Source organism: Actinokineospora terrae (assembly GCF_900111175.1).
GTDB classification, from domain to species: Bacteria; Actinomycetota; Actinomycetes; order Mycobacteriales; family Pseudonocardiaceae; genus Actinokineospora; species Actinokineospora terrae.
Map to the genome: position 1 here is coordinate 1 of NZ_FOGI01000013.1, position 12,966 is coordinate 12,966.

General features: G+C 71.6%; 7 protein-coding genes and 1 pseudogene. 6 read left to right on the forward strand and 2 right to left on the reverse strand.

The genetic code is table 11. The features are described from left to right. The 3 genes and pseudogenes from BMY07_RS26755 to BMY07_RS26765 all read left to right on the forward strand — a co-directional run. A pseudogene (locus BMY07_RS26755) lies at nucleotides 1-297 on the forward strand (glutathione S-transferase family protein); the annotation flags it as partial. 226 nt (nucleotides 298-523) lie between these two features. Next, nucleotides 524-1,306 carry a class I SAM-dependent methyltransferase gene (locus BMY07_RS26760; RefSeq protein WP_092784591.1) on the forward strand — a complete coding sequence of 261 codons (783 nt, stop codon included), beginning with the start codon at nucleotides 524-526 and terminating at the stop codon, nucleotides 1,304-1,306. A 477-nt stretch (nucleotides 1,307-1,783) separates the two neighbouring features. Further along, a complete protein-coding gene (locus tag BMY07_RS26765; protein WP_092784594.1) occupies nucleotides 1,784-4,642 on the forward strand; it encodes an ATP-binding protein in 2,859 nt (952 codons plus the stop codon). Between the two features lie 79 nt (nucleotides 4,643-4,721). Here BMY07_RS26765 and BMY07_RS26770 read toward each other — a convergent pair whose 3' ends face one another. Together BMY07_RS26770 and BMY07_RS26775 are read right to left on the reverse strand one after the other, a co-directional pair. Next, nucleotides 4,722-5,903, reverse strand: coding sequence for an esterase/lipase family protein (locus BMY07_RS26770; protein WP_092785142.1), 1,182 nt, complete (start codon nucleotides 5,901-5,903; stop codon nucleotides 4,722-4,724). Nucleotides 5,904-6,184: 281 nt separating this feature from the next. Then, entirely contained in the window at nucleotides 6,185-6,826 is a 642-nt protein-coding gene (locus BMY07_RS26775; protein ID WP_092784597.1) for a lytic polysaccharide monooxygenase auxiliary activity family 9 protein, read from the reverse strand. A 234-nt stretch (nucleotides 6,827-7,060) separates the two neighbouring features. Between BMY07_RS26775 and BMY07_RS26780 the strand changes: the two genes are divergently transcribed. The 3 genes from BMY07_RS26780 to BMY07_RS26790 all read left to right on the forward strand — a co-directional run bounded on the left by BMY07_RS26780 (nucleotide 7,061) and on the right by BMY07_RS26790 (nucleotide 12,947). Next, nucleotides 7,061-8,050: a M4 family metallopeptidase gene (locus BMY07_RS26780; protein ID WP_177215798.1), complete on the forward strand. Its 990-nt coding sequence runs from the start codon at nucleotides 7,061-7,063 to the stop codon at nucleotides 8,048-8,050. Between the two features lie 105 nt (nucleotides 8,051-8,155). Next, nucleotides 8,156-8,566, forward strand: coding sequence for an ATP-binding protein (locus BMY07_RS26785; protein ID WP_092784604.1), 411 nt, complete (start codon nucleotides 8,156-8,158; stop codon nucleotides 8,564-8,566). 286 nt (nucleotides 8,567-8,852) lie between these two features. Continuing rightward, nucleotides 8,853-12,947 carry a DUF7507 domain-containing protein gene (locus BMY07_RS26790; protein WP_177215799.1) on the forward strand — a complete coding sequence of 1,365 codons (4,095 nt, stop codon included), beginning with the start codon at nucleotides 8,853-8,855 and terminating at the stop codon, nucleotides 12,945-12,947. Nucleotides 12,948-12,966: the final 19 nt, after the last annotated feature.

Consider the following 12,966-nt stretch of genomic DNA (forward strand, 5'->3'; position numbering starts at 1 on the left):
TACCACGGCCACTTCAAGTGCAACCGCTCCCGCCTGACCGAGCTCCCCGCGCTCTGGGCCTACGCCAGGGACCTGTTCCAGACCCCCGGCTTCGGCGACACCGTCGACTTCGCCCAGATCAAGGAGCACTACTACGCGGTCCACCGCGACATCAACCCCACCGGCATCGTCCCCAAGGGCCCGGACCTGGCGACCTGGCTGACCCCACACGGCCGCGAGTCCCTGGGCGGCACCCCCTTCGGCAACGGCACCCCGCCCGGCCCACCCCGCGAACCCGTGCGCACCACACTGTCCTGATAGGACTTGACGGTGCCGCCCGGGGGTGCCGTGCCCTGAGGAACACCGCACCCCCGGGCGGCGGTCGCGGTCCAACGGGGTGACGGGGTGTTGTGACGGCACCGGGTGCGGGGTCGGTCGCCCTGGACCGCCCGCGTGATCCGCACCCGCTCCCGGGTGAACGCCGTGTCGAACCGGTGGGCGGGGGTGCCATCCTGCGAGTCGATCCCGGACCGGAGGCAGCGCGATGACCCAGTACGTGTTCGACAACGCCGACACCCGCGCCGAGACCCGCTTCGCCGCGCTCGCCGCCTTCGACGCCGCGAGCCACGCCGTGCTCGCCGCCGCGGGTGTCGCGCCGGGCTGGGCCTGCTGGGAGGTCGGCGGCGGTGATGGCGGCATCGGGCGCTGGCTCGCCGACCAGGTGGGTGCGGGCGGCTCGGTGCTCGTCACCGACATCGACCCCCACTGGATCCCCGCGGCCGACCGCCCGGGCTTGACCGTCCGACGCCACGACGTGGTCACCGACGAGCTGCCCGACACCACCTTCGACCTCATCCACGCCCGCCTGGTCCTGATCCACCTCCCCGACCGCCACGCCGTCCTCGACCGGCTCACCGCCGCCCTCAACCCCGGCGGCCGCCTCGTCCTGGAGGAGTTCGACCTGCGGCACCCGCCGACCCCGCGCACCGCGGATCCGCACCACGTCGCGACGTTCGACGCCGTGCACACGCCGCTGCTGCGCGCCCTCGAATCCCGCGGGGTGGACGCCACCTGGGCCGGATCCCTCCCGGACACGTTCGTCGCACGAGGATTCCTCGACGTCCGGGTCAACACCACCACCTCGCTGTGGCGCGGCGGCTCCGAGGAGATCCAGCTGCACCGGGTGAACGCGGAGCAGCTCGCCGGGCCACTGGCCGCCGCCGGTGTGTCGCCGCGAGCCTTGGCCGACTTCTCCGCGTTGTTGGAAGACCCGACGTTCACCGTGTGGTCGTACCCGATGGTGTCGGTGACGGGCACCCGCGCCTAACCCACCCCGACACGCTGCCTGAGCCTCACTCGTCAGTGTGACGCCAGATCGAGGTCCGACCCGAGTTGTCCCCAACCCCTTGAGCCATCCACAGCTTCCCGCCGCCGCTCTTGACAGGCCCCTGTCGGCGATAGGCTCGAACGTGGGACCTCAGACCCCGGGAGGGTGGGCCCCACCACGCGAGTTGATCATGGTCGGCGTCGGGGCCAAGGGCAGGGTCGGGGTCGGGGCGGGTCGATCATGATCGGTGGGCCGCCCTGGCGAGTCGATCGTGGTTGGCGGAGGCGCCGGGGGCGTGCTGATCGCGGTTGGCGGCTGCCGCTGGGGTGCGGTGGGTGGGAGTGGAGTCGCGGGCCGCAGGTCCCGCTCCCTAGGCTCCTGGAGTCCCTTCGGGTGTGGCGGGCCGACGTGGGTGGGAGTGAGTCGATGGCGCGGGCGACGAGGCCGGGTGCGCGGCGGTCCGGTGGTCCGGCCCTGATGCGCACCAGTTCTCCGGTGTTGGTCGGCCGCGACGACCAGCTGACCGCCCTGCGCTGCGCCGTCCCGACCCAGCCCGCGGTGGTGATGATCGAGGGCGAGGCCGGGGTCGGCAAGAGCAGGCTGGTCCGCGAGCTGCTGGCGACCGACCTGTCCCCACTGCTGGTCCTCATGGGCCACTGCCAGCCCGTCGGCGAGCCGTTCCCCTACGGCGCGGTGCTCGAAGCCCTGCGCGGCACGTCCGACCTGCTGGCGCGGCACCGCCCGAGGCTGAGCCCGGTCGCGGGCGTGGTCGGGCCGCTGCTGCCGGAGATCGCCGAGTTCCTGCCCGTCCCGCCCGCCCCGACGGGTGACCCGCGCACGGAGCGCCACCGGGTCTTCCGCGCGCTGCGCGAGCTGCTCGGCGCGCTCGGCCCGGTGCTGCTGGTCGTGGAGGACCTGCACTGGGCCGACAGCGGGTCTCGCCAGCTGCTGCGCTTCCTGATGGGCGACCCGCCGCCGACCCTGTCGATCGTGGTCACCTACCGGCGGGAGGACATCCCCGGCGGGATGCCGCTGGGCACCGCGTACCGCCCGCCGAGCGGGATCGCCAGCGTGGTGCTGCGCCTGAGCCCGCTCGACGTCGACGAGGTCAGGGCGTTGACCGCGGCCATCCTGGGCGAGGACGTGGTGTCGGTCGAGTTCGCCACCAAGCTGCGCGAGCGCACCGCGGGCATCCCGTTCGTGGTCGAGGAGACGCTGCGGGCCCTGCGCAACCCGGCGGGCGCGGTGCACGCGGACAGCACGACCGCGCGCAGGCTCCTGGACACCGTCGAGGTCCCGGTGCTGCTGCGCGACGCCATGGCCGAGCGGCTGGCCGCGCTGCCGGTCACCGCGACCCGCCTCGCCCAGGCGGCGGCCGTGCTCGGCGTGCCCGCACCGGCCGAGCTGCTCGGCGAGGTGGCCGCGCTCGGCGAGCAACGGGTCCACGCCGCGCTCACCCACGCGCTCGAGGGCCAGGTGCTGCACGAGGTGGACGCGGGCCGCTACGGGTTCCGGCACGCCCTGGCGCAGCAAGCCGTCTACGACACCCTCAGCGGCCCGGACCGCGGGCAGATCCACGACCGGGCGATCGACGCACTGCGGCTGGTCGAGCCGCTACCGCTCGTGCAGCTCGCCGAGCACAGCCACCGCGCGGGCCGCACGGCCGCGTGGTTGGGCTACGGCGAGGCGGCGGCCGACCACGCCACCGGGATCGGCGACGCGGGCGCGGCCACGGCGCTGCTGCGCGCCCTGCTCGCCGAGCCGTCGGTGCCCGCCGCCGACGTCGACCGGTTGGCGGTCAAGCTCGGGCAGGTGGCGCACCTGGGCATCGACCAGGTCGACCCGACCACGACGCTGGACCGGTTGCTCGTCGACCGCAGGCTGTCCACGTCGGCGCGCGGCGAGGTGCGGCTCTACCGGGGCCTGCTGCTGATCCGGCAGGCGGGCGGCGCGGAGGAGGGGCGCTCGGAGATCGAGATGGCGATCGCCGACCTCGGCGAACGGCCGGACCTGGCCGCCAAGGGCACCTCGGTGCTCGCGCAGCCGTTCACCGGGATGACCCCGTTGGCCGAGTTCGGCGTGTGGCTCGACCGCACCACGCGCGACCGGCGCGCCACCGCCGACCCGGAGCTGCGGCTCTCCCTGCTGGCCAACGAACTCGGTTCCCGGCTGCACATCGGCGACCCGCAGGTGGTGCCCGCGCTGGAGACCCTGCCGCGCGCCGTGGACACCATGGGCGAGCAGCGCCAGCTCGCCAGGATCCACTGCAACCTCGCCGACGCCTGCACCTCCAGCGGCCACTTCCGGCTCGCCGACGACCTGCTGCGCAGCGGGCTGCGCCACGCTGCCGAGAGCGGGGCGCCGTTCGTGGCCAGCACCGGCCGGGTCACCCGCGCCCGCCTCGACTGGCTCACCGGCCAGTGGGACGGCCTCGTCGACCGGTCCCTGCGCCTGCTCGAGGAGTACCGCGACCTGTTCCCCAACTCCAGCGAGCTGAGCCTGGTCCTCGGCTCGCTGGCGATGGCCCGCGGCGAGTGGGGCGAGGCGATCAGCCACCTGACCGAGACCGGCGCCTTCACCCCGGAGGAGGCGATCACCCCGGTGGCCGTCGCCGGGTGCGCCGCGCTGGCACTGACCGCGCTCGCACAGGACGACGTCGTCCGGGCCTGTGTGGACGCTGACCGGGGCGTGGAGATCCTGCGCGCCAAGGGCGTGTGGGCGTGGTCGCCGGAACTCGGTCCGGCCGCCGTGGCGAGCTTGCTGGCCGCGGGCCGGGAGTTGGACGCCGAGGCGTTCGTGGACTCGATGGCCTCGGGGATCGCCGACCTGGACGTACCGCTCAGCGTCGCGGCCCTCGCCCAGTGCCGGGGCAGGCTCTGCGAAGCCCGCGGTGATCTCGACGCGGCACAGGCGCACTACCGGGACTCGATCATCGGCTACGAAAGCCTTCCCGCCCCGTACTACGCCGCTCTGGTCGCGGAACGCGAAGCCGTCTGCACACTCGACCGCGACCCCGACAAGGGCGCCGAATCGCTGTCCGCCCTCATCGACACGTTCGACACGCTGGGCGCCACCCGCGATGCCGCCCGCTGCCGCCACCTGCTCCGCACCGCGGGCGGCGCCAAACCCTCCCGCCGCGGCCGCCGCGGCTACGGCAACGACCTCTCCCCGCGCGAACACGAGGTGGCCCGCCTGCTGGCCGCGGGCCGCACGAACCGGGAGATCGCCGAGGTCCTGTTCCTGTCCTCCCGCACGGTGGAACAACACGCCGCCCGCGTTCTGCGCAAACTGGGCGTGACCTCCCGAGCCGAACTCCGGGGCGACGACTTCGGGTGACGCGTGCGCCGACCCCGCCGCTCGGGGCGGACGGCACCACTGGTGCCCGCCCGCCCCGAGGACGGCTCGGTGTCGCGGCCTAGTCGGGCAGGCGGTCCAGGATCCACTCGCCGAGTTCGGCGGTGATCTTGGTGTGGGGGTCGTTGCGGCCCGCCACGAGGAAGTCGTCCAGTTCGCTGCGCTCGGGTGCCAGGTCGTTCACGACGGTGTAGGGGTCGTCCAGGTCGGCGATGGCCACGGCGCTGACGGTCGGCACGAACGCGACCGTGCGGTGCGCGATCGTCACCTTGCCGGTGACCTTGAGCTTGTCGCCCGCGATGCCGAAGGTCTCCAGGGTGCCGCCCGGCGCGCCGTCGAGTTCCGGCAGCCCGGACGTGGTGATCTGGTGCTCGTTGAGCACACCCTTGAGCCGGGCGACGTCCGCCTCGCCCACCGACTGGGTCCTGAGGTCGGTCCCGGTGAACCAACCGCCCTCGACCCTCAGCGCGCTCTCACCGGCGGGGACCCCGTTGCCTTGGCCGGTACCGACGCCGTTGGCCACGCCGAGCAGGCGGGGGATCCGCGGCCAACCGCCCACGCGGTCGAGTTCGGCGAGGAACTCCGCGCGCAGGGGGTCGACCCGGGGCTCCGCTCCGACGCTCTCCACGTGGCGCCACAGCAGTTGCCGCGAGGCCGGGCTGTTGATCTGCTCGGACAACGCGGGCACGGAGGTCAGGAAGTGCGCCAGGTTCTGCAGCGCGATCGGCACCCACGCGCCGCGGTGGGGGCTGTCGTAGGACAGGTAGACGCCGACGCGGTGGTCGACCCGCTGGCGTTCCAGCTTGGCCAGCGCGTACCGGGTGACCAGGCCACCCATGCTGAAACCGCCGACCAGCAACCGGGCGTCCCCGATCTGCTCGGCGCCCGCCCGCAGGATCGCGGCCGTCACGGCCTCGGCGTTGCGCAGGATCGATTCGCTGCGCTCGTCGTAGCCGATGAGCACCAGCGTGCGACCCCGCTGCCGCACCCCGGACACGAACGGGAACTCGCCGCGCTCCAAGCCGTCCCACAGCTCGTCGAGGTCGCTGGGACCGCTGTTGAAGCCATCGGCCAGCAGCACCGGCCGCACGAGGCCCCGCTGGCCCTCGCCGTAGTAGACCCACGCCGTGCCACCGGGCAGCGGCCAGGTCTCGTCGGGCTCCGGCGCGGGAGTGGGGATCGGCTTGGGCAGCGGTGCGAGGAACCCGAACGGCTCGACGACGGGCTGGTCCTGCTCGGGCATCGGTGAACGCTCCAGGTGCGGGAAGATGATCAACTACCCCCACCATGGCCGCGGCCAGACCGGCGCCGAAACCCCCATCACCTGATAGCCGGAGCAGTTCACACCCCCAGCGGAACCACATGCACACCCCGTCGAACCGACCAACGGCCAATCACCCATCAGGACGCACGAACCGCGCAGGCGGACCAGCATGACCCCGCCCGGGCGCGGCGCCGCGCACCGTGTCTCGATAGTCGACTGACCTGGCCGCGGGTGGGACGGCGCCCCGCGGCCGGTTTGGGTCAGTTGAAGAGCACGTCCGAACAGCTGTAGAACGCCTCGCCGCTGTCGGGGTAGTGGCGCTGCCAGATGGAGAAGATGAGGTGCCGACCCGTGCGCCCACCTGGGATCGTGGCCTTGAGCTGGTACGAGCCGCTGGCGCGCGGGGGGTTGAGTTGCTTGTAGAACGGCGTGGCCTCGAGGTCGGACCACTTCAGCGGCTTGGTCGCGTCGTAACCCTGCTTGGTCACGTACAGCTCGAAGGTGCCCGGGTGCGGCGCGGTGGCCTTGTAGGTGAACGTGTACGCGCCGGTCGGCAGGGTGGTGGCGGGCCAGTCGGCGCGGGGGAGGTCCAGGCCCTTGTACTTGTCGCGGCCCGCGCTGCACAGCTTGCCGTCGGGGATGATCTGGCGGCTGTTGCCGTTGGCGTTGGGCTGGTTCACCTCGTCCCAGTCGTAGATCGGCCAGCTCTGCCCGACCTGGACGGCGGCCTTGCACGCGGCCGAGCGCGGGTTCTCCGGACCCTCGGTGAAGCACTGGTAGATGCGGCTCACCGGGTTGCCCATCGACCCGTGGGCGGACGCGGGCGCGGCGACCAGCACGGTCGCGGCCAGCAGCGCCCCGGTCAGGGCCACCACGGTGGTGGCGGCACGGCGGATGCCCATCTGCGGTCTCCTCTGCGGCAGGGAACAAAGGTCTAGACCATAATGACCCGCACGGCCGTCCGAAGTCCACTGTTGGGAATTCGCCAACCCTGGCTGTCGGTCCACCTGGTTATCTGGTGACGCTGGTGAACCCTTGTGCCGCACGCGGTTCCGGTCGACCCTGGACCCGAGCCGACAATCTTGGGGGACACCGTGGGAAACCGGACAATCCACGTACGTGGACTCATCATTGGTGTGGTCGCGAGCCTCGCCGTGGTCACCCCGGCGCACGCCCGACCCGCGGGCACGGGAACCGGTGCCTGGAACCGGAATCCGGTGACCATCGAGACATCGCAGTCCGGGACCACCTACCTGATGCGCGATCCGCGGTGGCCCGGCCTGGACTGCGTGGACGCGGTCACCGGCACGGTGTTCAGCGGACCGGATGACGTCTGGGGCAACGGGAACCCGACCGATCGCGAGACCGGCTGCGTCGACGCCTACTACGCCGCGCAGACCTTCCAGCGCATGACCGTCCGCTGGCTGGGCCGCAACGGTGCCGATGGCAACGGGCGCCCCGGCCTCGGCCTCAAGGTGGGGGAGCCGCGCCAGGGATTGGGCACCACCGGCGGGCGGATCTGGGTCGGCTACAACTCCGCGGGCCAGTGGGTCGGCTCGCTCGACCTGGTTGGTCGCGAGTACGGCTTGTTGATCGACCGCACGACCCCCGGTGGCCCTTCCGGCAACGGGACCGGTGAGTTCGTCGCCGACGCGTTCGGCGCGGCCACCGAGTGGTTCAGTGGTCAAACCACCGCGGACCTGCTCATCGGCGAACGCCCGAGCACCAACCCGCGCAACATGTCCAACCCCGCGGCCAGCGGCGGGATCAACTGCTACTCATCCGCCGTCCCCACCGCCGAGCCGTACTCGGCCGCGGGAGTCGGTGACCACTGGTTCGCTCTTCTAGCAGCCGGTTCACGCCCCGACAACGGCTTGCCCGCTAGCCCTACCTGTGACGGCAGCACAATCCGCGGCATCGGAGTCGATAGGGCAATCAAGATTCTCTACGGCGCGATGCTTCGCAAGGTCTCCGGCATGACATACCAGAAGTACCGCATCCTCACGCTGAGGCTCGCGCTTGATCTAACCCCGGGCAACTGCTCTGACTACAAGGCCGTCAAGGCCGCGTGGAATGCCGTCAGCGTCCCCGCCCAGCCCGGCGAACCGTCCGTCGTCTGCGACTGAGCGTCCTCACACGCAGGCAGCGGCGGTCACCCGATCAGCGCAGCCCGATGTGATTGGTTGAACCATTGGGTGTGGCGGAGCGCGACGGCGGGCAGTCCCTGGGACATGACGACCCACCAGGACCTGGCCGTGTTCAGCACGACCGTGCCCGCGCGGGCTGAGCAGCTGGCGCCGCTGCGCAGGCGGGTGCGGGGCTGGCTCGCCTGCCTGCGCGTGCCCGCCGCGGTGCGCCAGGACGTCGTGCTGGCCGCCCACGAGGCCCTCAGCGACGCCGTCGACCAGCCGCGCGACGACCGGGACGCCACTCTCACCCTGCACTGGGACCGCGAGGTCGTGGTGCTCACCGCGGTCGACCACTTCACCTGGACCGCCCGCGCCCAGCGCGGCGAGCACCCCGGCGAGCGGCGGCTGCGGGTCATCAGCAGGGTCGCCGAGCGGGTCGACCTCGACATCGACGCCGAACGGGGCACGCTGACCGCCTACTTCAGCCTGCCCAGGGTGATCCAATCGCGGTGATCATGGAAGCGTTACAGCGCCGATCCCCCTCGATCCGGTGCAAGGACGGGAAATCGGGTTAGCCCTTCCGCCGAATTCGGAATAGATCGGTGACGAGTGCCCGCACCTTAATCACCCTTGGCCACTCTTCCGGGTGGACAGTGGTTGCCGGCGTTGTCCGCCGCCGCACCAGCCCTAGTCTTTGAATCCACCCAGGGAACTTCCTGGTTGGTCCGACCATGTGGTGAGGTGCGGGATGCTCAAACGCAAGTCCCCAGAAGCGGCGGATGGGCCTTTCCCGTCCCCCATGACCCGCAGATCCGGCGCGAAAGCCGCCGTCGTGCTGCTGGTGCTGGCGACACTGGTGTCCACGGGTGGCCCCGTGCTCGCCGACCCGGACCCGGTGGACCCCACTCAAGTGGAGGTCACGGCCGAGCCGACCACCGAGTCCGAACTGTCCGATCCCGCGTCCCCCGCGCCGTCCACCGGGGATTCCCCAGTGGACACCCCGCCCGCCGAGGAGCCCCCGGCCGAGACCGCGCCGGTCGACCCGGTGCCACCGGCGGAAACCCCCTCGGGTGAACCCCAGAAGGAGCCCGCGGTCGAGCAGGCCCCGGTCGTCGAGGACGCGCCCGGCGTCCAGCAAGAGGTCGGTCCGCGTGCGACGGTCGACCTCGCGCTGAGCGTGTACGCCGCGGAGGCGGCCAACGCGGGCGCTCCGATTTCCTGGACCCTGACCGTTCGCAATAACGGCCCCGGGTCGGCATCGTCTTTCACCGTTACTGACACCTTGCCCATTTCCGTAACCGGGGCCTCTAGCCCTACCGCGGGCTGTTCGGTAGCCGGAGTTCTCGTTTCTTGCGCGGGCGGCGCGCTTGCCGCCGGTGCGTCGGCCACGTTCCGAATCAACGCGACCACGCCGACGCCCTTCACCTTCCCGCTCGTGAATAACGCGTCGGTGGCGACTGGCCCCACGGACAGCGACTCCAACACGGGCAACAACGAGGCCGTCACCGTCACCACCACCGCGGCCCCCGCGCCGTCGGTGGCCCTACTCGGCTCCGCGAGCCTGAATGACACCAACGGCAACGGTGTCGGTGACATCGGCGAGAACATCACCTACGCCCTAGAGGCGCACAACCAGGGCAACGTGACCCTGTTCAACCTCAACGTGCAGCACAACGGAGCGGGCACCGTCACGTGTGCCGCCACGACGCTGTCACTGGGGCAGAGCACGACCTGCTCCGCACCGGCGCACGTGGTCAACGCCGCGGACGTCACCGCGGGTCAGGTGGTCACGACCAGCACGGCCACCGCGACCGCGCCGGACGGCGAACTCGTCGCGTCCGCGCCCGTGGTCACCAACACTCCGACCTTCGCCGCCGCGCCCGCGATCGATCTGGTCCGCACCGCGAACCTGATCGACACCAACGGCGACACCGTGGGCGAGGTCGGCGAGGAGATCGACTACCGGTTCCTGGTGTCGAACTCGGGCAACGTGCCGCTCACCGGCGTCGTCGTCACCGGCGACGACCTGACCGCCAACCCGTGCGCGGGCGTGATCACCACGCTCCAGCCCAACCAGACGGTGGAGTGCGCGCGCCCGACCCGGTACGTCATCACGGCGCAGGACGCGGTGAACGGCTCGGTCGCGCACACCGCGACCGTGAGCGGCGTCGCCCCGAGCGGCGCGACCGTCACCTCGGCGCCGTCGACCTCGACCACGCCGACCTTCGTGCCCGCGCCCGCGCTCACCATCTCGCAGACCTACACCCCGGGGGACGAGAACGGGGACGGTCACGTCGAGGCGGGGGAGACGGTCCGGTTCCAAGCGACCATCACCAACAACGGCAACGTGGCGCTGAGCAACGTCAACGTCGTCATCGTCACCGGCGCGCAGTCGCCGTCCGGGTGCGCGCCCGCCCTGGTCATCCAGTCCGGGGCCACCGCGGTCTGCACGCAGTCCATCCCGTACGTGGTGACCCCGCAGGACGCGGCGGCGGGCGTGGTCACGCGCGCCGTGCGGGCCAGGGGCACCTCCGCGGGCGGTGTCGTGGCGCTGTCCGAGCCGGTCACCTCGTCCATCCCGGTGTTCGTGCCGAGCCCCTCGATCGGGCTCACGCACACCGCCCAGCTGATCGACGCCAACGGCAACGGGCTCGGCGACCTCGGCGAGCAGATCCAGTTCAGCGTCACCATCAACAACACCGGCAACGTGACCCTCACCGACGTCATCGTCGAGGGCGTGCTCAGCGGCAACGCCGAGACGCTCTGCCCGCAGGCGTCGATGCTGCCCGAGGCGAGCGCCTCGTGCCCGCGCGGGCTCTACACGATCAACCAGCACGACGTCGAGGTCGGCGCGGTGCTCGGCATCGGCACCGCGGTCGGCACCGCGCCCAACGGCACCCGGGTCCGCTCGGTGCCGATCACCGTCACCATCCCGGTCTTCGACCCGGCGCCGGTGCTGGGCCTGGTCAAGGACGACATCCTGGTCGACGGCAACGGCAACGGCCTGGCCGACGCGGGCGAGGCGATCAACTACACCTTCGCGGTGACCAACGTCGGCAACGTGACCGTCACCGGTCTGAACATCGTCGACCCGCTGCTGACCGGCACCACCTGCCCGAAGACGACGCTGATCCCGCAGGAGAGCACCACCTGCACCTCGAACGCGCCGCACATCACGACCACCGCGGACGTGGCGGCCGCCGAGGTCGTCAACGTGGCCACCGCCCGCGGTGCCGCACCGGACGCCTCGGTCGTCGTGTCGCTGGAGTCGCGCACCAACACGCCTACCTTCGTCGCCGTCCCCGGCCTCGCGCTCGACAAGATCGCGGTGCTCGGTGACACCAACGGCAACGGTCTCGCCGACCTGGGCGAGAACATCCAGTGGTCGTTCCTGGTGGTCAACAACGGCACCACGCCGCTGTTCCGGCTGCACATCGTCGACCCGATCGCGGGCCAGGTGACCTGCCCGATCACCGACCTGGCCGTGCTGGCGACCACCACCTGCGTCGCCACCGCCCCGCACCGGGTGACCGAGACCGACATCCTGCTCGGCGAGGTCGCCAACACCGCGCTCGCCGTCGCCGACCTTGGTGACGCGGGCCAGACCGAGGTCGTCTCGCCGCCCGACTCGACGGTGACGCCGACCGCGGGCCCGAACCCCGGGCTGACCCTGTCGAAGCGGGCCGACCTGGTCGACCTCAACGACAACGACCTGGCCGACAAGGGCGAGTACATCAACTACTCGTTCGTGCTGACCAACACCGGCAACCTGACGCTGACCCAGATCCGGGTGGACGACCCCAAGGCCGGGGCGGTGACCTGCCCGGTGGCCTCGCTGGCCCCCGGCGCGAGCACCACCTGCACCGCGGCGCCGTACCTGGTGACCGGGGACGACATCGCCGCCGGGATCGTCCGCAACGTCGCGGTCGGCTTCGGCACCCCGCCGGTCGGCCCGGTGGTGCAGACCCCGCCCGCCATCGCCGAGGTCCCGATCGCGTACCCGGGCCTGACCCTGGACAAGATCGCCACCCTCGACGACGTGGACTCCGACGGCTTCGCCAGCGTGGGCGAGACCATCGTCTACACCTTCGTGCTGGTCAACATCGGCAACGTGCCGATGACCGACATCAAGGTCGACGACCCGAAGGCGGGTGTGGTCACCTGCCCGGTGACGACCCTGCAGCCGGGGGAGACCACGACCTGCTCCTCGGAGCCGTACGAGGTCACCGAGGCGGACGTCGCGATCGGGGTCGTGCACAACGAGGCGACCGCGTCCGGGCAGCCCCCGGGCACCGACCCGCCGTACGTGACCCCGCCCGACACCGCGGACGTGCCCACCACCGAGATCGTCTCGGGTGAGGACCCGAACGAGGCAGGGGACGCCCCGGCGATCACCCTGGTGAAGTCGGCCGCCCTGCGCGACACCGACGGCGACGACCTGGCCGACGTCGGCGAGCTGATCGACTACACCTTCCTGGTCACCAACACCGGTGACGTCGCGCTCAGCGGCATCCACGTCGACGACCCGAAGATCACCGACGTGGTCTGCCCCGACACGACCCTCGACCCGGGCGAGTCGGTCACCTGCGCCAAGCTCGGCTACGTGGTCACCCAGGCCGATGTCGACTCGGGCACCGTCCACAACGTGGCCACCGCCTCCGGCGACACCGGCGGCGGGGACACGGTGACCTCCGAGCCGTCCGAGGCGACCGTCCCAGCGGACGACGTCGTCCCCGGCGGCGGAGACGCCGAGGAAGCCGAACCCGCCGCCCAGGGTGGCCTCGCCGCCACCGGCACCACGGCCACGGTCGCCCTCTTCGGCTGGTCGTTGGTGTTCATGGTCGCGGGCGTGCTCGTACTGCTCGGCAGCCGCGACAGGCGCAAGAAGGCATAACCAGAGCTGGACCCACGTT